At 73.8% G+C, this 24,409-nt stretch carries 21 protein-coding genes; 15 read left to right on the top strand and 6 right to left on the bottom strand.

Annotated elements, in window-relative coordinates; all coding sequences use genetic code 11:
* Positions 1–168: 168 nt before the first annotated feature.
* Positions 169–1,185, bottom strand: coding sequence for an aldo/keto reductase (locus tag ACIP67_RS09005; RefSeq protein ID WP_401689642.1), 1,017 nt, complete (start codon positions 1,183–1,185; stop codon positions 169–171).
* Positions 1,182–1,667, bottom strand: coding sequence for a MerR family transcriptional regulator (locus tag ACIP67_RS09000; protein ID WP_401689639.1), 486 nt, complete (start codon positions 1,665–1,667; stop codon positions 1,182–1,184). The genes ACIP67_RS09005 and ACIP67_RS09000 overlap by 4 nt, the downstream gene beginning before the upstream one ends.
* 76 nt (positions 1,668–1,743) lie before the next feature.
* On the opposite strand from ACIP67_RS09000, the gene ACIP67_RS08995 reads away from it, so the two are divergent.
* From ACIP67_RS08995 to ACIP67_RS08980, 4 genes are all read left to right on the top strand, one after another.
* On the top strand, positions 1,744–2,580 hold the full coding sequence (locus ACIP67_RS08995) for a serine hydrolase domain-containing protein (RefSeq protein ID WP_401689636.1): 837 nt from the start codon (positions 1,744–1,746) through the stop codon (positions 2,578–2,580).
* Between the two features lie 55 nt (positions 2,581–2,635).
* On the top strand, positions 2,636–4,492 hold the full coding sequence (locus tag ACIP67_RS08990; protein ID WP_401689634.1) for a serine/threonine-protein kinase: 1,857 nt from the start codon (positions 2,636–2,638) through the stop codon (positions 4,490–4,492).
* Between the two features lie 155 nt (positions 4,493–4,647).
* Complete coding sequence (locus ACIP67_RS08985) at positions 4,648–5,496, top strand: Scr1 family TA system antitoxin-like transcriptional regulator (RefSeq protein ID WP_401689631.1); 849 nt, start codon at positions 4,648–4,650, stop codon at positions 5,494–5,496.
* Positions 5,456–5,650: a DUF397 domain-containing protein gene (locus ACIP67_RS08980; RefSeq protein WP_401689628.1), complete on the top strand. Its 195-nt coding sequence runs from the start codon at positions 5,456–5,458 to the stop codon at positions 5,648–5,650. The genes ACIP67_RS08985 and ACIP67_RS08980 overlap by 41 nt, the downstream gene beginning before the upstream one ends.
* Before the next feature lie 21 nt (positions 5,651–5,671).
* On the opposite strand, the gene ACIP67_RS08975 is transcribed toward ACIP67_RS08980, so the two are convergent.
* The gene (locus ACIP67_RS08975) at positions 5,672–6,331 is read right to left on the bottom strand and encodes a pirin family protein (RefSeq protein WP_401690295.1); all 660 of its coding nucleotides are present in this window, start codon (positions 6,329–6,331) and stop codon (positions 5,672–5,674) included.
* Positions 6,332–6,427: 96 nt separating this feature from the next.
* Here ACIP67_RS08975 and fasR point away from each other — a divergent pair, with 96 nt between their 5' ends.
* The 5 genes from fasR to fabF all read left to right on the top strand — a co-directional run bounded on the left by fasR (position 6,428) and on the right by fabF (position 11,363).
* Positions 6,428–7,633, top strand: coding sequence for a fatty acid biosynthesis transcriptional regulator FasR (gene fasR / locus ACIP67_RS08970; protein ID WP_401689625.1), 1,206 nt, complete (start codon positions 6,428–6,430; stop codon positions 7,631–7,633).
* A gap of 89 nt (positions 7,634–7,722) precedes the next feature.
* Positions 7,723–8,637 carry an ACP S-malonyltransferase gene (locus ACIP67_RS08965; RefSeq protein ID WP_401689622.1) on the top strand — a complete coding sequence of 305 codons (915 nt, stop codon included), beginning with the start codon at positions 7,723–7,725 and terminating at the stop codon, positions 8,635–8,637.
* A 16-nt stretch (positions 8,638–8,653) separates the two neighbouring features.
* Positions 8,654–9,655, top strand: a complete 1,002-nt coding sequence (locus ACIP67_RS08960; RefSeq protein WP_401689619.1) for a ketoacyl-ACP synthase III — start codon at positions 8,654–8,656, stop codon at positions 9,653–9,655.
* Between the two features lie 104 nt (positions 9,656–9,759).
* Positions 9,760–10,008 carry an acyl carrier protein gene (locus ACIP67_RS08955; protein ID WP_385062198.1) on the top strand — a complete coding sequence of 83 codons (249 nt, stop codon included), beginning with the start codon at positions 9,760–9,762 and terminating at the stop codon, positions 10,006–10,008.
* Between the two features lie 83 nt (positions 10,009–10,091).
* Positions 10,092–11,363, top strand: coding sequence for a beta-ketoacyl-ACP synthase II (gene fabF, locus ACIP67_RS08950; RefSeq protein ID WP_401689616.1), 1,272 nt, complete (start codon positions 10,092–10,094; stop codon positions 11,361–11,363).
* A gap of 88 nt (positions 11,364–11,451) precedes the next feature.
* Here fabF and ACIP67_RS08945 read toward each other — a convergent pair whose 3' ends face one another.
* The gene (locus ACIP67_RS08945; RefSeq protein WP_385062201.1) at positions 11,452–11,946 is read right to left on the bottom strand and encodes a DUF3145 domain-containing protein; all 495 of its coding nucleotides are present in this window, start codon (positions 11,944–11,946) and stop codon (positions 11,452–11,454) included.
* A 299-nt stretch (positions 11,947–12,245) separates the two neighbouring features.
* Between ACIP67_RS08945 and ACIP67_RS08940 the strand changes: the two genes are divergently transcribed.
* Positions 12,246–13,139, top strand: a complete 894-nt coding sequence (locus ACIP67_RS08940) for an SGNH/GDSL hydrolase family protein (RefSeq protein WP_401689613.1) — start codon at positions 12,246–12,248, stop codon at positions 13,137–13,139.
* 10 nt (positions 13,140–13,149) lie between these two features.
* The gene (locus tag ACIP67_RS08935; RefSeq protein ID WP_401689610.1) at positions 13,150–14,118 is read left to right on the top strand and encodes an aldose epimerase family protein; all 969 of its coding nucleotides are present in this window, start codon (positions 13,150–13,152) and stop codon (positions 14,116–14,118) included.
* 188 nt (positions 14,119–14,306) lie between these two features.
* On the opposite strand, the gene ACIP67_RS08930 is transcribed toward ACIP67_RS08935, so the two are convergent.
* Positions 14,307–16,727, bottom strand: coding sequence for a beta-glucosidase (locus tag ACIP67_RS08930; RefSeq protein ID WP_401689607.1), 2,421 nt, complete (start codon positions 16,725–16,727; stop codon positions 14,307–14,309).
* A gap of 106 nt (positions 16,728–16,833) precedes the next feature.
* On the opposite strand from ACIP67_RS08930, the gene ACIP67_RS08925 reads away from it, so the two are divergent.
* Positions 16,834–17,415, top strand: a complete 582-nt coding sequence (locus ACIP67_RS08925) for a TetR/AcrR family transcriptional regulator (protein WP_401689604.1) — start codon at positions 16,834–16,836, stop codon at positions 17,413–17,415.
* Positions 17,416–17,682: 267 nt separating this feature from the next.
* Positions 17,683–18,957: a pyroglutamyl peptidase gene (locus ACIP67_RS08920; protein ID WP_401689602.1), complete on the top strand. Its 1,275-nt coding sequence runs from the start codon at positions 17,683–17,685 to the stop codon at positions 18,955–18,957.
* A 471-nt stretch (positions 18,958–19,428) separates the two neighbouring features.
* Here ACIP67_RS08920 and ACIP67_RS08915 read toward each other — a convergent pair whose 3' ends face one another.
* Entirely contained in the window at positions 19,429–20,229 is an 801-nt protein-coding gene (locus ACIP67_RS08915; protein WP_401689599.1) for an EI24 domain-containing protein, read from the bottom strand.
* Between the two features lie 324 nt (positions 20,230–20,553).
* Between ACIP67_RS08915 and ACIP67_RS08910 the strand changes: the two genes are divergently transcribed.
* Positions 20,554–23,121: a M14 family zinc carboxypeptidase gene (locus ACIP67_RS08910; RefSeq protein ID WP_401689597.1), complete on the top strand. Its 2,568-nt coding sequence runs from the start codon at positions 20,554–20,556 to the stop codon at positions 23,119–23,121.
* Positions 23,118–24,269: a serine hydrolase domain-containing protein gene (locus tag ACIP67_RS08905; protein ID WP_401689594.1), complete on the top strand. Its 1,152-nt coding sequence runs from the start codon at positions 23,118–23,120 to the stop codon at positions 24,267–24,269. Before ACIP67_RS08910 ends, ACIP67_RS08905 begins: the two co-directional genes overlap by 4 nt.
* Positions 24,270–24,409: the final 140 nt, after the last annotated feature.

Below are 24,409 nucleotides of genomic sequence, written 5' to 3'. Positions count from 1 at the left end.
CGGCCCTGGCCCCGGAGCCGACAACCCCGGAGCCGTAGTCCGCGGCCCTGGCCCCGGAGCCGACAACCCCGGGAGCCGTAGTCCGCGGCCCTGGCCCCGGAGCCGACAACCCCGGAGCCGTAGTCCGCGGCCCCCGTGGCTCCGGAGCCGGCAGCTCCGGAGCCGTGGTCACTCGCGTCCCGCGGAGGTGAACGTCATGTCCGCGTAGCGGTCGCCCGCCACCTTCCCCGCGAGGGGCTCCAGCTGCGCCAGTTCCTCCTCCGTCAGCCGGATGCCCACCGCCCCCGCGTTCTCCTCCACCCGTCCCGGCCTGCGGGTGCCCGGTATCGGGACGACCGGGAGGCCGTGCACGTCGGCGCGGTGCTGGACCCAGGCCAGGGCGATCTGGGCCGGGGTCGCGCCGTGGGCCGCGGCCAGCGCGCGCAGCGGCTCCAGCAGGGCCGCGTTCGCGGCCGCGTTGGCGCCGGTGAAGCGGGGCTGCTGCCGGCGGAAGTCGTCGGGGGTCAGGTCCTGCTCGGCGTCGGCGAAGGAACCGGTGAGGAAGCCGCGGCCGAGCGGGGAGTACGGCACGAGGGCGACGCCCAGGTCACGGGCGGCCGGCACCACACGGTCCTCGATGTCCCGGCTGAACAGCGACCACTCCGACTGCACGGCGGCGATCGGGTGGACCGCCTGCGCCGCGCGCAGTTCGGCGGCGGTGACCTCGCTCAGGCCGAGGTGCTTGACCTTGCCCTCGCGCACCAGCTCGGCCATCACGCCGACCGTTTCCTCGATCGGCACGTTCACATCGCGCCGGTGCATGTAGTAGAGGTCGATGACGTCGACGTCCAGGCGTCGCAGGCTCGCCTCGACGGCCTGGCGGACGTAGGGGCGGTCGTTGCGGATGACGCGCCGGGTCGGGTCGTCCGGCGGGATGGACAGGGCGAACTTGGTGGCGATGACCACCTCGTCGCGGTGCGCCCGGAAGAACGGGGACAGGAAGCGCTCGTTCTCGCCGGCGCCGTACGCGTCCGCCGTGTCGTAGAGGGTGACGCCCAGCTCCAGCGCGCGCTCCAGGGCCGCCCGGGACTCCTCGGCGTCGGAGGGGCCGTAGGCGAAGCTCATGCCCATGCAGCCGAGGCCCTGGACGCCCACCGGCGGGCCGCCGTCGCCGAGCCGTACCGTCGGGATCCTGCTGTCGGTCATCGGGTCCTCTCCGCTTCGAAGGCGTGGACGCGCCGGGCGTCCGCATAGAACGTGATCTTCCGGTCGAGCACGGCGAGCGTGTCCTGGAGCTCGGCGATCCTGGCCTGGACGTCCCGCCGGGTCGCCTCCAGCAGTGCGTACCGCTCGCCGTACGTGCCGTCGCCCGCGCGGACCAGCTCGGCGTACCGGACCATGTCGGCGACCGGCATGCCGGTCAGCCGGAGCTTGCCGACGAGATCGAGCCAGTCGAGGTCGCGGTTGCTGTAGCGGCGCTGGCCGGTGTGCGAGCGGTCGACGTGGGCCATCAGCCCGATCCGCTCGTACCAGCGCAGGGTGTGCGCCGTCAGGCCGGTGAAGGCGACCACCTCGCTGATCGTGTAGCTGTCCTGCCCGTCGGGGCGGGGATGCCGCCGTGGCGGGGCGGAGCAGACGTCGGCGGGGGCTTGTTCGGTGGTCACGGGCGTGGTCTGCAACACCGTCATGGGCTCCACGCTATGACCTTGGAGCGCACTCCAAGCAAGCGAATACGGCACAAAGTCCGAAGGTAGGCTCATGGCCATGTCGCTGAAGAGCCTCGCGCTGATCGAGAACTGGCCGGTTCCCTCCGCCGCGGCGGGTGTCGTACGGGCCGACGGTACCGTCCTGGGCGTCCACGGCCCGGTCGGACAGCGTTTCCCGCTGGCCTCGGTCACCAAGCCGCTCGCCGCGTACGCCGTGCTCGTCGCGTACGAGGAGGGGGCCGTCGAGCTGGACGAACCGGCCGGCCCGGCCGGGGCGACGGTCCGCCACCTGCTCGCGCACACCTCGGGGCTCGCCTTCGACGAGCACCGCACGACGGCCCCGCCCGGGGAGCGGCGGCTGTACTCCAACGCCGGGTTCGAGCAGCTCGGGGACCACCTCACGAAGGCGACGGACATCCCGTTCGCGGAGTACCTGCGGCAGGCCGTGCTGGAGCCGCTCGGCATGACGGCGACCTCCCTGGAGGGCTCCCCCGCCAAGGACGGGGTGTCCACGGTGGAGGACCTGCTGCGGTTCGCGGCGGAGGTGCAGGCGCCGCGGCTGCTCGACCCGCGCACGGTCGCCGAGGCGATGACCGTGCAGTACCCGGGCACCAAGGGCGTGCTGCCGGGGTACGGGCACCAGAACCCCAACGACTGGGGGCTCGGCTTCGAGATCCGGGACTCCAAGTCGCCGCACTGGACGGGGGCATCGTCCTCGCCGCGGACGTTCGGGCACTTCGGGCAGTCCGGGACGTTCCTGTGGATCGACCCCGACGCCCGGGTCGCCGCCGTCGCGCTGACGGACCGGGCGTTCGGGCCGTGGGCGGCCGAGGTGTGGCCCGCCTTCACGGACGCCGTCCTCGCGGAGGTCGAGGGCTCCGGCCCGGTACGTTGATCGTCTCGGCTACCCTCCCTCTGCACGGCATCCGTTCGAATCTCGGGGGAGAGCGATGGCAGGGGCACAACAGGACGCGCAGTTCCGTCCGTTGGAGAGCGGCGATCCGGCCGGCGTGGCGAGCTACCGCCTCGCGGCACGGCTCGGTTCGGGCGGCATGGGCACGGTGTACCTGTCGTACACGCCCGGCGGGCACCCCATCGCCCTGAAGACGATCCGGCCGGAGCTGAGCGAGGACCCCGAGTTCCGCCGCCGGTTCCGGCAGGAGGTCGCGGCCGCCCAGCGCGTGCAGGGCCTCTACACCGCGCCGGTCATCGACTACGACACCGAGGGGGCCCAGCCCTGGCTGGCCGTCGCCTACGTGGCCGGCCCCTCGCTGGCCTCGGCCGTCGCCGAGCATGGGCCGCTGCCGGTGCCGTCGGTGCTGCTGCTGCTCGCGGGCATGGCCGAGGCGCTGTCGGTGATCCACGGCGCGGGCGTCGTCCACCGCGACCTCAAGCCGTCCAACGTGCTGCTCGCCTCCGACGGTCCGCGCGTCATCGACTTCGGCATCGCGCGGGCCGCCGACGCCACGGCGCTGACCGGCACCGGCGTCTCCGTCGGCACCCCGGCCTTCATGTCGCCGGAGCAGGCCTCCGGCAAGCCGGTCACCCCCGCCTCCGACGTCTTCGCGCTCGGCCAGGTGGCCGCGTTCGCGGCGCGCGGCACCGGCGCGTACGGAGACGGACCCTCGCACGCGGTGCTGTACCGGATCGTCCACGAGGAGCCCGACCTGACCGGGCTGCCCGAGCAGCTGGGGTTCATCGCGCGCTGCCTGGCCAAGGACCCGGCCGAGCGGCCCTCCCCCGCCGAAATCATCACCCTGTGCCAGGAGGCGTCGCCGACCCCGCTGCGCCAGTCCGGGTCATGGCTGCCGGCGGCGATCGCCGCGGACATCACCCAGCGGGTGTCGGCGTCGGCCGCGCTCGCCGCGGCCCCGACGGCCGCCCCGGCCGCCCCCGCGCCGACGGCGCCGGTCACCCGGCCCGACGTGACCCCGCCGCCGCCGACCTACGCGGCCCCCACGGCGGCGGCCACGCACGTCCCGCCGACGCCCTCGTACGGACCGCCCGCCGCCCCGCCCCCGCAGCAGACTCCGTACCAGCAGCCGTTCCAGCCGCCTTTCCAGCCCCAGTACGGGGCGCCGGCCGGACCCCGGCCGCCCTTCGGCCAGCAGCCCTTCGGCCAGCAGCCCGGCGTCCAGCAGCCCGGCTGGCGGCCGCACCCCGTTCCGCCGCCCCGGAACAAGGCCGGGAAATGGATCGGGATCGGGGTCGCGGTGGTGGCCGGGCTGTTCTGGCTGGGCAGCTGCGCGTCGTTCCTCGACAGTCTCGACGACTCGTCGGACGACTCCGGCAGCAGCTCCTCCTCCGGCAGCAGCTCCTCCTCCGGGAGCACGAGCGGCGGCAGCTCCACGAGCGCCGAGCCGACCACGCCCGATCCCACGCCGGTCACCTACAAGGGCATCAACATCCCCGAGAGCTACTACGTCCGGTTCGCGGACGCGCCGCCGAAGCCGGTCGAGGCTCCCGACGGCAGCAGCCCCGTGTACGAGGAGGCGGCCGACCTCTACTACTACGACGCGGGCGGCTGGGACAACAATCCCGCGCTGGGCAGCTACGGCGAGAAGGTCGTCCTGCTGAACAACGCGCAGAAGGGATCGCTCGCCACCTGCCGGAGCGAGACCCGGTACACCAAGGAGGTCGAGCTCACCCAGCTCTCCAAGGGGTCCCAGATGTGCGTGCACACCCCCTCCGGCCACATCGCCCTCGTCACCTACCAGGGCACCGCACCGGAGACCGACCCCAGCGACTACGTCTCCGTCGACATCACGGTCTGGCGCAACGCGGAGGAGCCCAGCTCGGAGGAGTGAGCCCGCTCACCGCGCGGGCGCGCGGTCTCCTTCCTGAAGTCCGTCGCCCGCGGACCAGTTGCGTGATTCACGCCACCACAGTGCGACGGACCGATTACGCTCGGTCGCCAGTCGGAATGAACGCCGCGAGGCGTTGCAGAGCCGGAGGCACCGCAGTGGCCAACATCCAGACGCTCGACCCCAGCGCTTCCCCGCTCGACTACTACGGCTGGGAACTGCGCCGCCAGCGCGAGGCGCACGGCCTCAGCCAGAGCCAGCTCGGCGAGATCATCTTCTGCACGGGCTCACTGATCTGCCAGATCGAGACCACGAGGAAGATCCCCACCCGCGACTTCTCCGAGCGGGTGGACGCGGCCCTCGGCACGGACGGGGTCTTCTCCCGGCTGATCGGCCTCGTGCTGCGCAGCCAGCTGCCCACCTGGTTCCAGCCGTACGCGGAGATGGAGGCGAAGGCGGCGTACATCTCCACGTACCAGGCGCAGTTGGTGTACGGGCTGTTGCAGACGGAGGAGTACGCGCGGGCCGTCCTCAGCGTGGACCGGCACAGCGCGCCTGACGAGATGGTGGCGGCCCGGATGGAGCGCCAGCGCATCCTCCACCGCGATCAACCGCCCGCCCTCTGGGTCGTCCTGAGCGAAGCCGCACTGCTGCTCGAGATCGGCGGACGTGACGTCATGCGTCGGCAACTCGCCCACCTGTCGAACTTCCGGGAGGACCCTTGGGTGCACGTCCAGATCCTCCCGTTTGCCACGGGCCAACACACAGGCATGATGGGCACGTTCAACTTGCTGAGGTTCGATGACGACCCCGACCTGTTCTACGCGGACGGCTACGACCGGGGGCACATGACGGCCGATCCGACCGTGATCAAGGAGCGCTCGGTCGGTTACGCTCGGCTCCAGGCCTCAGCCCTCTCCCCCGAGGACTCGGCGGCACTGATCGCCCGCGTGATGGAGGAACGCTATGGAGACCAGCTCCGACCTGAGCAACGCCCAGTGGCGTAAGTCCAGCTACAGCGGAAGCAACGGCGGCGACTGCGTAGAGGTCGCCGCCGACCGCCCCGGCGCCGTCCCCGTCCGTGACAGCAAGAACCCCACCGGACCCGCACTGCTCATCGGCCCGGACGCCTGGCGGGCCTTCGTGGACGGGCTCCGTTAGAAACACAGGCACCTTGCCCGCTCACCCCGCCATCTCCCACACCAGCACCTCCGCCGGGCCCGCCGCCCCCGCCTCCAGCTCCAGCCCCTTCTCCCCCACCGCCCGCACCGCGTCCCCCGGTCCCAGCTCGTGCCGTCCGATCCGCACGGCGCCGCGCACCACGTGGACGTACACGTGCGCGGCGTCGGGCAGGGCGGTCCGCTCCCCCGCCGCCGGGCGCCGCACGTGCAGCAGCGCGCCCGCCGCGGGGACGGCGTACGGGGTGGGGTCGGCGATGCCGCGCACGACCTCGTAGGCGGGGTCTCCGCCGGGCTCCAGGGGGGCCAGCCACATCTGCACGAAGGTGAGGGGGGCGGAGCCGTCGTTGCGTTCGACGTGCCGGACGCCGGCCGCCGCGCTGAGCCGCTGCACGTCGCCGGGGCGGACCCGCGTCTCGTGGCCGGCCGAGTCCCGGTGGGTCAGCTCGCCCTCGACCACCCAGGTCACGATCTCGGTGTGACTGTGCGGATGCTCGTCGAAGCCGGCGCCGGGCGCCAGGCGCTCCTCGTTGCAGGCGATCAGCGCGCCGAAGCGGAGGTTGTCGGGGTCGTAGTGCGGGCCGAAGGAGAAGGCGTGACGGGTCTCGATCCCGGCCGCCGGGTCCCCGCCGCGGTAGCGCCCGTCGGCGCGGCGTACGTCCATCACGCCGACCACGGTAGACCTGCCGCGCGGTGCGCGGAGCCCCCACCCTCGACCCGGCCACGCGTGCGCGGGGGGCGATGAGGCAGTCTTGTCTCCGTGCCCGAACCCGAAGCCAGCCATCCAGAAGCCGCAGCGCACCGCGCCCATCCGCACTCCGCGACCCTGAAGCGGCTGGAGAAGTCCTCCGGCAGCCTCGCCGCCCAGGCGATCGCGCGGATGGACGAGACCCTGCCGTGGTACCGGGCGATGCCCCCGGAGAACCGTTCCTGGATCGGGCTGGTCGCCCAGGCGGGCATCGCCGCGTTCACCGAGTGGTTCCGGCGCCCCGACGCGCCGCAGGCCATCTCCACGGACGTCTTCGGCACGGCACCGCGGGAGCTGACCCGGGCCATCACCCTGCGGCAGACCGTGGAGATGGTGCGGACGACCATCGAGGTCATGGAGTCCGCGATCGACGAGGTCGCCGCTCCGGGCGACGAGAACGTGCTGCGGGAGGCGCTCCTCGTCTACGCCCGGGAGATCGCCTTCGCCACCGCCCAGGTCTACGCGCAGGCCGCCGAGGCGCGCGGTGCCTGGGACGCCCGGCTGGAGTCCCTCGTCGTCAACGCCGTCCTCAGCGGCGAGGCGGACGAGGGCGCCGTCAGCCGGGCCGCCGCGCTCGGCTGGAGCGCGCCGGACCATGTGTGCGTCGTCCTCGGAACCGCCCCGGACGGGGACTCCGAGCTGACGGTGGAGGCGATCCGCAGGGCCTCGCGCCACGCCAAGCTCCAGGTGCTGACCGGCGTGCTGGGCTCCCGGCTCGTCGTCATCGCGGGCGGCAGCGACAATCCGCTCGCCGTGGCCAAGTCGCTGATCGGGCCGTTCGCGGCCGGGCCGGTCGTCGCCGGGCCGGTCGTGCCCGACCTGCTGGCCGCGACCCGGTCCGCGCAGGCGGCCGCGGCCGGGCTGAAGGCGTGCTCGGCCTGGCAGGACGCGCCGCGGCCGGTCCTGGCGGACGACCTGCTTCCGGAGCGGGCCATCGCGGGTGACCCGAGCGCCCGCGAGCAGTTGGTGGAGGAGATCTACAGACCGCTGGAGGAGGCGGGCTCCGCGCTGCTGGAGACGCTCTCCGTCTATCTCGAACAGGCGTCCAGTCTGGAGGGGGCGGCCAGGATGCTCTTCGTCCACCCGAACACCGTGCGCTACCGGCTTCGACGTGTGACTGACGTCACCGGCTGGTCGCCCTCGGATGTACGCTCGGCGTTCACCTTGCGCATCGCGCTGATCCTGGGGCGTCTGGTCGATGGAGATCCCCAGGCCTAGCGTTTTGTGGGGGCCCCACAAAACCCCCTGCCGTTCTTCGTCCTTGTCCCCACGGGCGGCCGTGGCCGCCCTCAAGAGAGAGTGTGAGAGTGCTCGTACTCGTCGCTCCCGGCCAGGGCGCCCAGACGCCCGGCTTCCTGACCCCCTGGCTCGAACTGCCCGGCGCCGCCGACCGCGTCGCCGCGTGGTCGGACGCCATCGGACTGGACCTCGCCCACTACGGCACGCAGGCCGACGCGGACGCCATCCGGGACACCGCGGTGGCGCAGCCGCTGCTCGTCGCCGCCGGGCTCCTGTCCGCCGCGGCACTCGGTGACGTCCTCCCGGACGCCGTGGCGGGACACAGCGTCGGCGAGATCACCGCCGCCGCCTTCGCCGGCGTGCTCGACGACACCGCCGCGCTGCGCCTGGTCCGCACGCGGGGCAAGGCGATGGCCGAGGCCGCCGCCGTCACCGCGACCGGCATGTCGGCGCTGCTCGGCGGTGACCCCGAGGTCTCCGTGGCGCACCTGGAGAAGCTGGGCCTGACCCCCGCGAACGTCAACGGCGCCGGGCAGATCGTCGCCGCGGGCACGCTGGAGCAGCTCGCCGCGCTGACCGAGGACAAGCCCGAGGGCGTGCGCAAGGTCGTACCGCTCAAGGTCGCCGGCGCCTTCCACACCCACCACATGGCGTCCGCCGTCGAGACGCTGGCCACCGCGGCCAAGGAGCTCGCGCCCGCCGACCCGAAGGTCCCCTACGTCTCCAACAAGGACGGGCGGACCGTCGCCACCGGCGCCGAGGTCCTCGACCGGCTCGTCGGCCAGGTCGCCAACCCGGTCCGCTGGGACCTGTGCATGGAGACCTTCAAGGAGCTCGGCGTCACCGCGCTGATCGAGGTGTGCCCGGGCGGCACCCTCACCGGTCTGGCCAAGCGCGCCCTGCCCGGTGTGAAGACGCTGGCGCTGAAGACCCCCGACGATCTCGACGCGGCCCGCGAGGTCATCGCCGAGCACCGTGCCTGACAAGGAGTCGCCGATCATGTCGAAGATCAAGCCCAGCAAGGGCGCCCCGTACGCGCGCATTCTCGGCGTGGGCGGCTACCGGCCCACCCGTGTGGTGCCCAACGAGGTGATCCTCGAGACGATCGACTCGTCCGACGAGTGGATCCGCTCGCGCTCCGGCATCGAGACCCGGCACTGGGCGAACGACGAGGAGACCGTCGCCGCCATGTCGGTCGAGGCGTCCGGCAAGGCGATCGCCGACGCGGGGATCACGGCCGAGCAGATCGGCGCGGTGATCGTCTCGACCGTCTCGCACTTCAAGCAGACGCCGGCCGTCGCCACCGAGATCGCCGACAAGCTCGGCACGGCCAAGGCCGCCGCCTTCGACATCTCGGCCGGCTGCGCGGGCTTCGGCTACGGCCTCACCCTCGCCAAGGGCATGATCGTCGAGGGGTCCGCCGAGTACGTGCTGGTCATCGGCGTGGAGCGGCTGTCGGACCTCACCGATCTGGAGGACCGTTCGACGGCCTTCCTGTTCGGCGACGGTGCGGGCGCGGTGGTGGTCGGCCCCGCCAAGGAGCCGGCGATCGGCCCGACGATCTGGGGCTCCGAGGGCGACAAGTCGGAGACCATCAAGCAGACCGTGCCGTGGACGGACTACCGCAACGGCGAGGTCGCCAAGTTCCCCGCGATCACCCAGGAGGGCCAGGCGGTCTTCCGCTGGGCCGTGTTCGAGATGGCGAAGGTCGCCCAGCAGGCGCTGGACGCGGCCGGCATCACCTCGGCCGACCTGGACGTCTTCATCCCGCACCAGGCCAACGAGCGGATCATCGACTCGATGGTGAAGACTCTCAAGCTGCCGGAGTCGGTCACGGTCGCCCGTGACGTGCGCACCACCGGCAACACCTCGGCCGCCTCGATCCCGCTCGCGATGGAGCGGCTCCTGGCGACCGGCGAGGCGAAGAGCGGCGACACCGCGCTCGTCATCGGATTCGGGGCGGGTCTCGTGTACGCCGCGACGGTCGTTACCCTCCCCTAGGCACTCCGTACCGGATCATGTGGTCCGGTGCGCGACATGCCCCGGCCCCGCCGCTGCCGCGGTGGGCGCCACACCCTCTGGAACAGCTACGAAGGAGCGCCGACATGGCCGCCACTGAGAAGGAGATCGTCGCCGGTCTCGCCGAGATCGTGAACGAGATCGCCGGGATCCCGGTCGAGGACGTCGAGCTGGACAAGTCCTTCACCGACGACCTGGACGTCGACTCCCTGTCCATGGTCGAGGTCGTCGTCGCCGCCGAAGAGCGCTTCGACGTCAAGATCCCGGACGAGGACGTCAAGAACCTCAAGACGGTCGGCGACGCGACCAACTACATCCTCACGCACCAGGGCTGAGTGACCTCTCGGCCCTCGGGCCGAATGGCCCCGCCACCCGGCGGTGGCGCCGCTGAATCCCGATCGTTGGAGAAAGAGTTCCCGTGAGCCCGACCAATCGCACCGTGGTCGTCACCGGTATCGGCGCAACCACACCGCTGGGTGGCGACGCAGCCTCTACCTGGGAGGGCCTGATCGCCGGCAAGTCCGGCGTCAAGCCCCTGGAGCAGGACTGGGCGGCCGACCAGGCCGTCAAGATCGCGGCCCCGGTCGCCGTGGAGCCCACCGAGGTCATCCCGCGGCCGCAGGCCCGCAAGCTGGACCGCTCGGCGCAGTTCGCGCTGATCGCGGCCCAGGAAGCGTGGAAGGACGCCGGCTTCGAGGGCAAGGCCGGCGAGGACTCGTCCGTCGACCCGGACCGGCTCGGCGCGGTCATCGCCTCCGGCATCGGCGGTGTGACGACCCTGCTGGACCAGTACGACGTGCTGAAGGAGAAGGGCGTCCGCCGCGTCTCCCCGCACACCGTCCCCATGCTGATGCCGAACAGCCCGTCCGCCAACGTGGGCCTGCTCGTGGGCGCCCGCGCGGGCGTGCACACGCCGGTCTCCGCGTGCGCCTCGGGCGCCGAGGCCATCGGCTACGCCATCGAGATGATCCGCACCGGCCGCGCCGACATCGTCGTCGCCGGAGGTACGGAGGCGGCGATCCACCCGCTGCCCATCGCCGCGTTCGGCAACATGATGGCGATGTCCAAGAACAACGACGACCCGCAGGGCGCCTCGCGTCCCTACGACACCGCCCGCGACGGCTTCGTCCTGGGCGAGGGCGCCGGTGTGATCGTCCTGGAGTCCGCCGAGCACGCCGCCGCGCGCGGGGCGCGGGTGTACGCGGAGGCGGTCGGCCAGGGCATCTCCGCCGACAGCCACGACATCGTGCAGCCGGAGCCGGAGGGCCGCGGCATCGCGCACGCCCTCCAGAACCTGCTGGAGCGCACCGACCTGGACCCGGCGGAGATCGTGCACGTCAACGCGCACGCGACGTCGACGCCGGCCGGTGACGTGGCCGAACTGAAGGCGCTGCGCAAGGTGTTCGGCGACGACGCCGACCACATGGCGGTCTCGGCCACGAAGTCGATGACCGGTCACCTGCTGGGCGGCGCGGGCGGCGTGGAGTCCGTCGCGGCGATCCTCGCGCTGTACCACCGGCTGGCTCCGCCGACCATCAACGTGGAGAACCTCGACCCGGAGGCCGAGGCCGCCGCGGACATCGTCCGCGGCGAGGCCCGCAAGCTGCCCGTCGAGGGCCGTATCGCCGCCCTCAACGATTCGTTCGGGTTCGGCGGGCACAACGTGGTGCTGGCGTTCCGTACGGTCTGAGAAGCGCCTGTACGCGCGTGAAGGCCCCCACCCGGTCCGGGTGGGGGCCTTCGTGCCGAGCGGGGCCCGGACGACGGCGGACGACGGCTCAGACGACCTGGTGGAGCCAGCGGACGGGCGCTCCCTCACCGGCGTACCGGAACGGCTCCAGCTCGTCGTCCCAGGGCTTGCCGAGGAGCTTGGCGATCTCCGCCTCCAGGTCCGTCTCGTCGCGCTGGGAGCGCAGCAGGGCGGCGCGCAGACGGTCCTCGGGGATGAGGATGTCGCCGTGGATGCCGGTGACGGCGTGGAAGATGCCGAGGTCGGGGGTGCAGCTGTAGCGCTCGCCCTCGGCCGTGGCGCAGGGCTCGGCGGTGACCTCGAAGCGCAGCAGGTGCCAGCCGCGCAGCGCGGAGGCGAGCTTGGAGGCGGTGCCCGCCTGTCCCTGCCAGGAGAACTCCGAGCGCCAGGTGCCGGGCGCGGCCGGCTGCCGGATCCAGTCGAGGTTGACGCGCGTGCCGAGCACCCCGGCGACGGCCCACTCGACGTGCGGGCACAGCGCGCGCGGCGCGGAGTGCACGTACAGAACTCCACGTGTCGTCACCGGGACCTCCGGGCAGAGCGGACAGGTGTGCAGGCCGGCATGGCGGCGGTGGCCGGGCAGCCACGTTGATGGCGAGGCTACCGTGCGGCGGCGCAAGGAGTGTGACGTACCGTCGGTCCCGGTGCCGCGAAACGCCCGCCATTCACCCGGCAGGACGCCTGTGCGGGAGCGTTGCGTTGCTTCTTGTGGGGCGGGCGGGGCGCGTCGGAGGGGCGGCGGGAACTCCCGGACGTTGTCATGGGTGGGGCCGGCGACCCGTCCGGCCGGGGACGGGCCGACGACCGAGGGGACGGCAGGGGATGGGGAAGCGGAGCCACCGCTCGCGGGCGGTCGCCGCCGTCGCGGCGGCCGCCGTGCTGGGCGGCGTGGCGGGCTGTGACGCCGGGGGCGGGGACGGCCCGGGGCCGTCGGCCTCGCGGGCGCGTGCGTCGCCGACGCCGGTGTGGGACAGCAGCCCGGCCTCGCTCGCCGCGGTGGGCGACTCCATCACCCGTGGCTTCGACGCCTGCACGGTCCTGTCGGACTGTCCCGAGGTGTCCTGGGCGACCGGCGGCAGCGCCGAGGTGAACAGTCTGGCCGTACGGCTGCTGGGGGCGTCGCGGGCGGCGACGCACAGCTGGAACTTCGCGGAGACCGGATCGCGCATGGCGGACCTGCCGGACCAGATGACGCGGGCCGCGGCGCGCAGGCCCGCGCTGGTGACGGTCATGGCCGGGGCGAACGACGCCTGCCGGGCGTCCGCGGAGGCGATGACCCCGGTGGCCGACTTCCGCGCCCAGTTCCAGGAGGCGCTGCGCACGCTGCGCCGGGCGGCCCCGACGGCGCAGGTGTACGTGGCGAGCGTGCCGAACCTGAAGCGGCTGTGGTCGCAGGGCCGGACCAACGCGCTCGGCAAGCAGGTGTGGAAGCTGGGCATCTGCCCGTCGATGCTGGGCGATGCGGACGCGCTGGACTCCGCGGCGAACCTGCGCCGGGCGACGGTGCAGCAGCGGGTGGAGGACTACAACACGGTGCTGAGGGAGGTCTGCGCACAGGACCCGCGGTGCCGTTTCGACGGCGGCGCCGTGTACGAGTACCGCTTCGGCACCGGCCAGTTGAGCCACTGGGACTGGTTCCACCCGAGCAAGAACGGCCAGGCCCGGCTGGCCGAGATCGCATACCGCCAGGTCACCGCCGGGGACCACGTGACTTAGAGTTTCCACCATGAGCGAACACTTCGGAACACTTTCCGACGGCACCCCGGTCCACCGCTGGACCCTGGAGCGGGCGGGCGTCCGGGTGCGGGTCCTGTCGTACGGCGGGATCGTGCAGTCGGTCGAGGTGCCGGACCGGGAGGGCCGCCCGGCGGACGTGGTGCTGGGGTTCGCGGACCTGGACGGCTATCTCGCGCACCCCGAGCCCTACCTCGGCGCCCTCGTCGGGCGGTACGCGAACCGGATCGCGCACGCCCGCTTCACGCTGGACGGGGTGACGTACCCGCTCGCGCCGAACAACGCGCCCAACTCCCTGCACGGCGGGGAGCGCGGCTTCGACAAGCGGGTGTGGGACGTGGAGCCCGTCGCGCACGGGCTGCGGCTGCGCCGGGTCAGTCCGGACGGCGAGGAGGGCTTCCCGGGGCGTCTGGAGGTCACCGCGACGTACACGCTCGACGCGTCGGGCGCGCTGGGCTTCGCCTACGAGGCGGTCACCGACGCGCCGACCCCGGTGAACCTGACCAACCACAGCTACTTCAACCTCGCGGGCGCGGGGCACGCGGGCGGGCACGAGCTGCGGCTGGCCGCCTCCCGGTACACGCCGGTCGACGCGGACCTGGTCCCGACCGGGGTCGCGGAGGTGGCGGGCACCCGTTTCGACTTCCGTACGGCCCGCAAGACCGGCTCCGGCTACGACCACAACTTCGTGCTGGACAAGGGCGTCACCGAGACGCCGGTGGAGGTGGCCGAGCTGCACGACCCGGGGTCCGGGCGGGTGCTGACGGTGGCGACGACCGAACCCGGGATCCAGGTGTACACGGCGGACCACCTCGGGGAGCCGTTCGCGCCGGGCGACGGCATTGCGCTGGAGACCCAGCACTTCCCGGACTCCCCCAACCGGCCGGAGTTCCCGGCCACCGTGCTGCGGCCGGGCCAGGTGTACCGGTCGGAGACGGTGTACGGCTTCTCGACGCGGTAGGCCGGCGCCGGGGCGCCGACGACGGCACGGGGGCGGCACGGGGGGCGGCACGGAGGCGGCACGGGGGCGGCACGGCAGCGGCACGGCGCCGGCACGGAGGCGGCACGGGGGCGGTGAAACGTACGAGCCCCGGTCCAGGGGTCAGGTCCCGGACCGGGGCTGCTCTCGGGGTGGTGAGAACCTCCGCGTCAGACGGTAATCGTCGCGGTGATCCTGCGGTCCGTGAGGGACCTACCCACCTGGATTTCGTACGAACCCTTCACAAGGAGCCACCGGTGGGCGTCCTCGTCCCAGACCTCGAAGGCGCGCCGCGGGAGGTCGACGACGGCCTCGGCGCTCTCGCCCGGTCCGGCCTCGACGCTCGCGAAGCCGGCCAGCGCGCGGGCCGGGCGCTCCGGGGCGGTCTCCGTGTCCGTGGGGGCGAGGTAGACCTGGACGACCTCGCGGCCGGCCCGCTCGCCGGTGTTGCGGACGCGGATCTTCAGCGAGGTGCCGTCCGCCTCGACCGACTCGTAGGCCCAGTCGGTGTAGCCGAGGCCGTGGCCGAAGGGGTAGGCGGGGGTGCGGCCCTGCTTCTCCCAGGCCCGGTAGCCGATGAAGACGCCCTCGGTGTAGGGGAGTTCGCCGTTCTCGGGGGTGACCTGGGTGACGGGGGCGTCGGCGAGGGAGCCCCAGGTGGTGGGGAGGCGGCCGCCGGGCTCGTGGGCGCCGGTGAGGACGTCCGCGAGGGCCGCGCCGCCCTCCTGGCCGGGGAACCAGCTCAGCAGGACGGCGGCGACGTCCTCGCGCCACGGGAGTTCCACCGGGGAGCCGGAGTTGACCACCACGACCGTGTTCGGGTTGGCGGCGGCGACGGCCCGGACCAGGTCGTCCTGGCGGCCGGGCAGCCGCAGGTCGGCGCGGTCGAAGCCCTCGGACTCGACGCGGTCGGTGGTGGCGACCACGACCACCGCCGTGTCGGCGGCGCGGGCCGCCTCGACGGCCTCGGCGATCAGCTCGTCCGCGTCGCGCTGCGGCTCCTGGTGGGCCAGGGCGAAGGCGACCACCTTCAGCGGGATGCCCTCGGGGAGCTCGAAGACGTAGGTGAGGGAGATCTCGGCGGTCTCCCCGGCGGTCAGGTCGACCTCGGCGCGGGGCACCGGGGCGCCGAAGAACGCCTCGAAGGGGTCGCTCACGTCGGCGGGCACCTGCGGGCCGTCGAAGTGCGTCGTGCCGGCGACGGTGAGGGTGAAGGCGCCGACGCCCTTGACGCCGAAGGTGTGCCGGCCGGTGGTGCGCGGGGTGAAGGTGCCGGTCAGTTCGACGGTGTGGAGGCGGTCGTGGGTGACGCCGTCGGGGAGGTCGTCGCCCATCCACTGGATCTGCCCGTTGGGGACGGAGCCGGTGCCGATCACCCTGCCGTCGGCGTCCCGGCAGATCGCGCGGAGGCTGAAGCCCTTGTCGGCGACGGCGAGTTCGGTGGTGGGGTCGGCGCCGACGACGTAGGTGAGCGCTCCCTCGGGCAGGGCGGCGGTGAGGCCGTCGAGCGGGGAGACGATGTGCGTCGGGAAGACGGTGGCGGAGCCGCCGCCCAGGACCCGGGCGTCGCGGGCGGCGGCGCCGATGAGGGCGACCGTGCCGGCCTTGAGGGGAAGCGCGCCGTTCTCGTTACGGACGAGGACGAAGGAGCGGCGGGCGAGTTCGCGGACGAGGGCCTCGCCGTCGACGGCGGCGGGCGGCTCGGCCACGGCGGGCTCGGTGCCGGCGAGGGCGCCGACGCGGGCGGCCAGCCGCAGCACGCGGCGTACGGCGTCGTCGACCTCGGACTCGTCGAGCCGGCCGTCCCGTACGGCCTCGGCGAGGGCCTCGCCGTACACGGTCTGCGGGCCGGGCATGGCGACGTCGAGGCCGCCGCGGAGGCCGCCGACGGTGTCGCGGGCGGCCATCCAGTCGGAGACGTTGAAGCCGTCGAAGCCCCACTCGCCGCGCAGGACCTCGTTCACCAGGTGGTGGTGCTCGGTCATCGTGGTGCCGTTGACCGAGTTGTAGGCGGTCATGATGCCCCAGGGGTGGGCGTTCTCCACGATGGCCTCGAAGGGGGCCAGGTACAGCTCGCGCAGGGCGCGTTCGCCGACCAGGTTGTTCACCGTGAAGCGGTCGGTCTCGGCGTCGTTGGCGACGAAGTGCTTGACGGTGGTGCCGACGCCGCCGGACTGGACGCCGCCGACGTACCCGGTGCCGATGCGGCCGGTGAGGTACGGGTCCTCGCTGTAGGTCTCGAAGTGGCGGCCGCCGAGCGGGGAGCGGTGCAGGTTGACCGTGGGGGCGAGCAGGACGTGCACGCCCTTGCGGCGGGCCTCCTGGGCCAGCAGCACACCGGCCCGGTGGGCGAGTGCGGGGTCCCAGGTGGCGGCCAGGGCGGTCGGGGAGGGCAGGGCGACCGACGGGTCGTCGGCGGTCCAGCGCACGCCCCGCACGCCGATCGGGCCGTCGGACATCACCAGGGACGCCAGGCCGATCTCGGGCAGGGCGGGCAGGGACCACATGTCCTGGCCGGCCAGCAGCCGGGTCTTGGCCTCCAGGTCGAGCTTGCCGAGGGCCGCCTCGACGACCGCCTCGTTGTCCGCCATCGCGGCGCCTCCTCGTTGAGTCGTGCAGTGCAGTGACTCCACTGTGCATCCATTGCCTGTGACGCGGTAGGTTTCGTTACCGTCCTGTTATCTTAGGGTGGGCCGGATGACGTACGGTGGCGCCATGAGTGGCCGGGTCAGAAGTGGGGAGCGGCGCGCCGAGATCGTACGGGCGGCCCTGGAGGTGATCGCCGAGCGCGGCTACCGGGGGGCGAGCCTGGCCGCGGTGGCCGAGCGGGTGGGGCTGACCCAGCAGGGGCTGCTGCACCACTTCCCGACGAAGGACGCGCTGCTCGTCGCCGTGCTGGAGGAGCGCGACCAGTGGGACGCGGTGCCGGACACCCGGTGGCGGGTCGACCTGCTGGTCTCGCTGGTCGAGTACAACGCGATGCGGCCCGGCATCGTCCAGACCTTCTCCGCGCTGCTCGGCGAGAGCGTCACCGAGGGGCACCCGGCCCGGCGGTACTTCACCGAGCGCTACACCGAGGTCCGGGCGAGCATGGCGGCGGTGCTGCGCACCGAGTACGGCGAACGGCTGCCCAACGGCCTCACCCCGGAGCGGACCGCTCCCCTGCTGGTGGCGGTGATGGACGGGTTGCAGTTCCAGTGGCTGCTGGACCCGGAGTCGGTCGACATGCCGGGCGCGTTCCGGGACTTCCTGCGGCTGCTGGGCGAGGACCTGGGCTGAGGGGCCGACGGGCCCCATGGCGGGGACCCGGACCGAAGCCGACGGCTCCATGGTGTGGCCTCGGACCGAAGCCGACGGCTCCATGGTGTGACCCGGGGCCGAGCCCACGCCGCCACGGCATGACCCCGGGCTGAAGCCGACGGGCCCCGCGGCGTGGCCCCGGACCGCAGCCGACGGGCCCCATGGCGTGGAGCGCTGCCGCCGCGCGATACTTCCGCCGTTCCGGCGCGACGCGCGCCCGGCAGCGACGGAAGGTCCCCCAGTACCTTGCACTGCTTACGAGTTCGCATCAATGTCCTCGGTCTGGCCCTCGCGGCCTGCCTCTCCGCCCCGGCGACCGCGGCCTGCGCGGCACCGGCCGACGCGGCACCCGCGCCCGGCGTCGAGGAGCAGCGGCTCGACCGGGCCGTCCCGCGGGAGATCCTCGCGGCCTCCGGGTTCGACACGGCCGCCCCGCGCCTCGCCCGGCGGTTGGCGGCCGCCCCCTCCCTCGCGCGGGCCCGCCGCGTCGTCGCCCGTGAGGGCGCGGCGCTGTGGCGGCGGGCCGTGGACCGGGCGCAGGGGCGGGGCCCGGCCGGCGAGGGGCTCAGCCGGGACGACGACCGGCCGCTGTACTGGGCACGGCTGGCGCTGATCCGGGAAGTACGCACCTGGGAGCCGGAGTTCGGGCTCACCGAGGCGCAGCGGGCGGCGCTGCTGGCCGGTCTGGAGCGCACCTCGCGCGGCCAGGACGACATCGACTTCCGCCGCTCGGGCGGCGAGGGCCTGAAGCGGGTGCTGGTCACCGGTTTCGACCCGTTCACCCTGGATCAAGACATCCGCATCTCCAACCCGTCCGGGGCGGCCGCGCTGGCCCTCGACGGCACGGTGATCGAGACGGCGGACGGGCCGGCCCGGGTGGAGACGGCCGTGTTCCCGGTGCGCTGGGGCGACTTCGCCGAGGGCACGGTGGAGCGGACACTGCGGCCGCACCTGAGGCACGTGGACCTGTTCGCGACCGTGAGCCAGGGGCGCGTCGGCCGCTTCGACGTCGAGCGGACCAACGGGGCCTGGCGGGGCGGCTACCCGGACAACGAGAACGTGAGCAGGTCAGAGACGGTCCCGGTCGCCGACCCGGCCTCGCAGCCGCAGTGGACGACGACGACCCTGCCGTACCGGGAGATCGTGGCGGCGGACACCGGCCGCTTCCCGGTCCTCGACAACACGGGCGTGACCGAGATCCCGGCCGGGGGGACCGCACCCGTCGTCCGGCCGGACGGGCCCACGCCGGGGTCGACGGCGCGGGCCGGGGGCGGCGGGAACTACCTCTCCAACGAGATCGCCTACCGGGCCACGCTGCTGCGGGACCGGCTCGGTCTGCGCGGCACGCTGCCGGGCGGGCACGTCCACACGCCGGTGCTGCAGTTCGGCGCCGGGAACACCGATCCGGCGACCGGGACGGTGACCGACCCGGAGTTCGTGCGCAACCGGCTGGACATCATCGCGCAGGTGCGGGCGATCGTGACGGTGGCGCTCGGTGCGGCGGAGCGCACCGGGGGCTGACGCCGGGCCTTGTCGAGCCGGGCCGGGCCGGGTCGGGTCGGGTCGGGTCGGGTCGAGGCGGGCCGAGCCGAGCCGGGGCGGGTCGAGGCGGGTCGAGGCGGGTCGGGTCGGGGCGGGCCAGGCCGGGCCGGGTCAGGCCGGGCCGGGTCAGGCCGAGCCGGGTCAGGCCGAGCCGGGTCAGGCCGAGCCGGGTCAGGCCGAGCCGGGTCGAGGCGGGCCAGGCCGGGCCGAGCCGGGCCGGGCCGAGCCGGGCCAGGCCGAGCCGGGTCGAGGCGGGTCAGGCCGAGCCGGGTCGAGGCGGGCCAGGCCGAGCCGGGTCGAGGCGGGCCAGGCCGAGCCGGGTCGGGCCGAGCCGGGCCGGGTCGAGGCGGCCCTGCACGGCCTGCACCGGCAGTGACCGGCCGTGACGTCCGCGCCCGGGCGTGACCAGCCGCGCCCGGGCGTGACCAGCCGCGCCCGGCCCCCGGCCGGTCACGGCCGGGCGGCCGCCTCCTCGCGGTCGTCGTCGGCGGCCTCGCCGTCCCGGGTCTCCTCCCCCAGCAGCTCCCGCGCCATGAGGGTCGCTCCGGCGACCGCGCCCGGCATCAGGAACACCGCCACGAAGGGCACCAGGAAGGCCAGTCCGAGCGGCGTGCCGAAGCCCCAGACCAGCGTCTTGCGGGAGCGCAGCAGGGTGAGGCGGGCGCGCAGGTCGACGTTCCTGCGCTGGAGGGCCACGGCGGTGAGCTCCTCGGTGAGGAAGAAGCCGGTGACGAAGAAGCCGATCACGGGGACGACGGTCTGCCCGAGGAACGGGACGAACCCGAGGGCGAACAGCAGCACGGCCCACAGCAGGGCCCGGACCACGATGCGCAGACTGTCGCGGGCCGAGATCCACAGCTCGCGCCAGAGGGGCAGCCCCGACCGCGGTGCCGTGCCGTCGGGCGAGACGTCCCGGTCGACCGTCTCGGAGAGGCTCTCGTAGAAGGGCTGCCCGATGAGCAGGGTGACCGCGGTGAAGGTCAGGACGGAGAGGAGCAGGCCCAGGGCGAACAGCACGACGGTGAGGAACCCGCGGAACAGGCCGCCCCACGGGCTCGACCAGTCGTCGGCGAACGGCGTCGCCCACGTCACGGCGTCCCCGCCCCACACCGCGAGCGCCACCAGCGCGCCCACGTAGAGGACGAGTGTGATCAGCCCCGGCAGGAGTCCGAACCCGTACTGCCTGCCGTGCCGGCCCACCCACCGCTGGCCCGCCACCAGGTACCTGAAACCCGCCCCGAGATCGCGCATGTCCGCACTCTATCGGGCGTGTGCACATCATCCCCGGTCGCGCGGGAGCGGGCCGGCGCGAGCCGTTCGCCCGCGCCCCTCGGGTCCCCCCGCCCGGACGCCCGTCGGAGCCGCACGGGCCGTCCTGACGGCCCGTCGGGTCCGTGCGCCCGGACGCCTGCCGGGCGCACGCCCGGGTGACCGTGGGCTCTTTCCTAGGCCATCCGGGCTATCGGTGACACCAACCCCCTCTTGTTGCAGTTGAGTCGAACAGGTACATCTCGCCGTACCGGTCTCCGGCAGCACCCGAGCGCAGGACGTCACAGGAAGTCAGCGGAGGTACACGTGTGCACCACGAGAACCACCCCGGCCCGGCCTGTCCTGATCGCCGCCCTCGCCGTCACGGCCGCGGGGGCCCTTCTGCTCGCCCCGGCCACCGCCGGCGCCGACCCGAGACCCGTGAGCCGGGAGGGGTCCGGCGCGGACACAGCCGTCGCCGGACCGCCCGCGGCGACCGCCCGGCAGGCGCTCACCGCGCCCGTCACCGACCTGTCCGCCGCCGACTCCGTGCGCGGCTACCCCCGGCGGCAGGTGCTCGCCGCCGACCCCGGGAACCCCGCCGACGCGTCCCTCAGGCTCGGTCTCGTCCCGTACCACGCCATCGCCCCGCGGCTGAACGCCCTTCAGGCGCTCGGTGACCGGGTGAGCGTCGAGGTCGCCGGCCGCTCGGCGGGCGGGCACCGGCTCTACCTCGTCACCGTCACCGCGCCGGAGACCGCCGGCCAGACCCGCGACCAGGAGCGGATGCGCGAACTCATCGAGAACGCGCCCGCCGCGGCCGCCGTCGATCCCGCCCTGAAGTCGGCGTACAAGACGCCCGTCTTCTTCAACGGCAACATCCACGGCGACGAGTGGGAGGGCACCGACGCCTCCCTGGCACTCGTCGAGCGGCTCGCCACCGCGGACGACGCGGCGACGCGCGACCTCCTCGCCCACAGCCGCCTCTACTTCAACGTCACCGCCAACCCGGACGGCCGGATCGCCGGCACCCGCGCGAACGCGGCCGGCTTCGACCTGAACCGGGATGCCGTCACCGCCTCGCAGCCCGAGACACGCGCGGTACGGCAGATCGAGATCGCCAAGCAGCCGGCCGTCGTGCTCGACCTGCACGGCTACGTCAACGGCACCCTCATCGAGCCGACCACCCCGCCGCACGGCGAGAACTACGAGTACGACCTCTTCCTGAAGAACACCTACGCGAACGCCCTCGGCATGGAGGCCGCCGTCGACGGCCTCGGGCTCACCCCCGCGAAGGACGGTGTGCGGCCCGCGCAGATCCCGTTCCGGGACCAGGCGGAGGGCTGGGACGACTGGCCGCCGGTCTTCACCCCGCAGTACGCGGCCTTCCACGGCGCGGTCGCCGCGCACACGGTGGAGATCCCGCTCCAGGTGAACGACGGGGCCTACACCGGTCAGCCGGCCGGCGAGCTGCGCCGCCGGTCCGCGATCAACGTGCGGGTGGCCGGTGCCGCCCTCCGCGCCACGCTCGACTTCGTCCGCGCGCGGGGCCCCTCCCTCGTCGCCGACCAGATCGAGGTGTTCCGGCGCGGGGCCGCCGGTGCCGCGCAGGTGCCGGTGTCGGAGCGGACCGTGCCGGGCGTCCCGGGCATCGGCCCCGAGGACGTCTGGACGACCGCGTTCCCGCGCGCCTACGTCCTCCCGGCCGGCCCGACGCCCACCGCCACCGCCCGGCTCGTCGGCCACCTCCTCGCCAACGACGTCCGCGTCACCCGGGCCGACCGCTCCTTCCGGCTCGACGGACGGACGTACCCGCAGGGCTCGTACGTCGTCGACATGCGCCAGCCCAAGCGGGGACTGGCGAACGCCCTGCTCGCCGACGGCCGGGACATCAGCGGCCGGGTGTCGGTGATGTACGACCTCTCGGGCTGGAGCCTGGGACGGCTGTGGGGCGCGCGGGTGGTGGCCGTCCACGGCGGTTCCCCGGCCGGCGCCCCGCTGCGGGCGGTGACCGGGGCCGCCCCGGCCGGCACGGTCGCCCCACGCGGCGACCTGCGGCTGCGGCTGGACGACCCGGACGCGGTCGCAGCCCTCAACTCCCTCCTGCGGGACGGGATCGCGGTACGGCGGGACACCGACGGCAGCGCGGTCGTCCCGGCGTCGGCGCGCGCGCAGGCGGCCGGCGCCGCCCGTGCGTACGACGTCTCCTTCACCTCGGCCGCCGCCACCGGCACCACTCCCCTGCGCCCCGTCCGTATCGCCGCCGCCGTCACGGCCGGTGAGCTGTTCGCGCTGCGTGAGATGGGCTTCGACGTCACGCCGGTCTCCACGGCCCGCCTCGACGCCGGTTTCGACTGGTCGTCGGTGGACGTGCTGTTCGTGTCGACCGGGCTGGACCGGGCCGCGCTGACCGGGGCCGCCCGCACCGCCCTCGACACCTTCCTCGCCGGGCACGGCCTGGTCGGCCGGGGTGCCGCCGGGGCCGCGCTCGCCACGGGCGCCGGGCTGCTGGACGTGACGGCCGTACAGGGCGCCGAGGACGCCAACGGCGTGGTGCGGGTGGTCAACTCGGGTCCGGTCACGGCCGGGGCCCCGGACCACGGCTTCGTCTACGCGCCGGTGTGGTTCACCGGCCTCGGCCCCGGGGTGGGCGTCGAGCAGTCCTACGCCACCGGCGACCCGCTCGTCTCCGGCCACTGGCGGGCCCGGTCCGACGGCTCGGGCGGTCCCGGCGCCGCCGCCGGGCGGCCTGCCGTCGTCAGCGGGCCGCACGCCGTCCTGTTCGGCACGGAACCCCTCTTCCGGGACCATCCCAAGGGCGAGTTCACCCAGGTCGCACAGGCGTTGATCACCATGGCACACACAGGCAGCGGTCTGGCTGAGGAGAGCGGATGACACAGGAGATCCACGGCACCGTCGCGGACGGTTTTGAAGCGGTGCGGGAGGAGTTCGCCGCGTTCGTGGCGGAGGAACGACCCGATTACGAGGGCCAGTTGTGCGCGTACCTGCACGGCCGCCGGGTCGTCGACCTGTGGGCCGGGGACGGCACGGACGCCGACTCCCTCTACGGCGTGTACTCGTCCACCAAGGGCGCCGCGTTCCTGGTGGTCGCGCTCCTCGTGCAGGAGGGCACGCTGGAGCTGGACCGCAAGGTCACCTACTACTGGCCGGAGTTCTCGGCCGAGGGCAAGGGCGCGCTGACCCTGCGCGAGCTGCTCGCGCACCGGGCCGGACTGGTCGGCGCGGACACCGGGTTCACCGCGCGGGAGCTGGCCGACGACCGGCAGATCGCCGAACGCCTCGCCGACCAGCGGCCGTTCTGGCGTCCGGGCGCCGTCTTCGGCTACCACGCGCTGGTCATCGGAGCGCTCGCCGGCGAGGTCGTACGGCGTGCGACGGGACGCACGCTCCAGGAGGTGTACGAGGAGCGGGTGCGCGCCCCGTACGGGCTGGACCTCTTCCTGGGGCTGCCGGACGCGCACGAACCGCGCTTCCGGGCCGCGCAGCCGATGGCGCCGACCGCCGAGCAGCGGGCCCTGCTCGACTCGCTGCCCGACGGGCCGCACACCCTGGCCGCCGTCGCCTTCAACCGGCACGGCGACGAACCGACCGATCTGGAACTCCTGCCGAACGACCCGCTGGTCCGCGCCAAGGGACCGGCGTCGGTGGGCGGGGTGGCGTCGGCGCGCGGGCTCGCCGGGCTGTACGCGGCGGCGATCAGCGAGGTCGGCGGGAAGGCGCCGCTGCTGAAGGAGGACACGGCGGCGGAGTTCGGGCAGTGCCACTCCGTCGGCCACGACCTGGTGGTCCGCGCCCACAAGGCGTACGGGCTGGGCTTCCAGGCGACCGCGGACACCTGGTACCCGTTCCTCGGCGCGGGGACGTTCGGGCACAGCGGGGCCGGCGGCTGCCAGGCGTTCGCCGACCCGCGCAGCGGCCTCGCCTACGGGTACGCGCGACGCCGGTTCGCCTTCCCGGGCGGGGCCGCGCCGGAGAACGACCGGCTGGTGGCGGCGGCGCACCGGGCGGCGCTGGCGGGCTGAGCCGGTCGAGTGACCGGCTCAGCCCGCACCCCGCGTGCCGGGGCGCCTCCGCCGTGCGCGACTGCGCCACCTGCGGCCTCCGCCGTGCGCGACTGCGCCACCTGCGGCCTCCGCCGTGCGCGACTGCGCCACCTGCGGCA

Source organism: Streptomyces sp. NPDC088812 (assembly GCF_044750285.1).
Taxonomy (GTDB): Bacteria; Actinomycetota; Actinomycetes; order Streptomycetales; family Streptomycetaceae; genus Streptomyces.
This window is presented reverse-complemented; position numbering and strand designations above follow the sequence as displayed.

Excerpts from the sequence above, each read along its gene's own strand:
- ACIP67_RS09005 (WP_401689642.1), bottom strand. The coding sequence starts at position 1,185 with ATGACCGACAGCAGGATCCCGACGGTACGGCTCGGCGACGGCGGCCCG.
- ACIP67_RS09000 (WP_401689639.1), bottom strand. The coding sequence starts at position 1,667 with ATGACGGTGTTGCAGACCACGCCCGTGACCACCGAACAAGCCCCCGCC.
- ACIP67_RS08995 (WP_401689636.1), top strand. The coding sequence starts at position 1,744 with ATGTCGCTGAAGAGCCTCGCGCTGATCGAGAACTGGCCGGTTCCCTCC.
- ACIP67_RS08990 (WP_401689634.1), top strand. The coding sequence starts at position 2,636 with ATGGCAGGGGCACAACAGGACGCGCAGTTCCGTCCGTTGGAGAGCGGC.
- ACIP67_RS08980 (WP_401689628.1), top strand. The coding sequence starts at position 5,456 with ATGGAGACCAGCTCCGACCTGAGCAACGCCCAGTGGCGTAAGTCCAGC.
- ACIP67_RS08975 (WP_401690295.1), bottom strand. The coding sequence starts at position 6,331 with ATGGACGTACGCCGCGCCGACGGGCGCTACCGCGGCGGGGACCCGGCG.
- ACIP67_RS08960 (WP_401689619.1), top strand. The coding sequence starts at position 8,654 with ATGTCGAAGATCAAGCCCAGCAAGGGCGCCCCGTACGCGCGCATTCTC.
- ACIP67_RS08955 (WP_385062198.1), top strand. The coding sequence starts at position 9,760 with ATGGCCGCCACTGAGAAGGAGATCGTCGCCGGTCTCGCCGAGATCGTG.
- ACIP67_RS08940 (WP_401689613.1), top strand. The coding sequence starts at position 12,246 with ATGGGGAAGCGGAGCCACCGCTCGCGGGCGGTCGCCGCCGTCGCGGCG.
- ACIP67_RS08935 (WP_401689610.1), top strand. The coding sequence starts at position 13,150 with ATGAGCGAACACTTCGGAACACTTTCCGACGGCACCCCGGTCCACCGC.
- ACIP67_RS08930 (WP_401689607.1), bottom strand. The coding sequence starts at position 16,727 with ATGGCGGACAACGAGGCGGTCGTCGAGGCGGCCCTCGGCAAGCTCGAC.
- ACIP67_RS08925 (WP_401689604.1), top strand. The coding sequence starts at position 16,834 with ATGACGTACGGTGGCGCCATGAGTGGCCGGGTCAGAAGTGGGGAGCGG.
- ACIP67_RS08915 (WP_401689599.1), bottom strand. The coding sequence starts at position 20,229 with ATGCGCGATCTCGGGGCGGGTTTCAGGTACCTGGTGGCGGGCCAGCGG.
- ACIP67_RS08905 (WP_401689594.1), top strand. The coding sequence starts at position 23,118 with ATGACACAGGAGATCCACGGCACCGTCGCGGACGGTTTTGAAGCGGTG.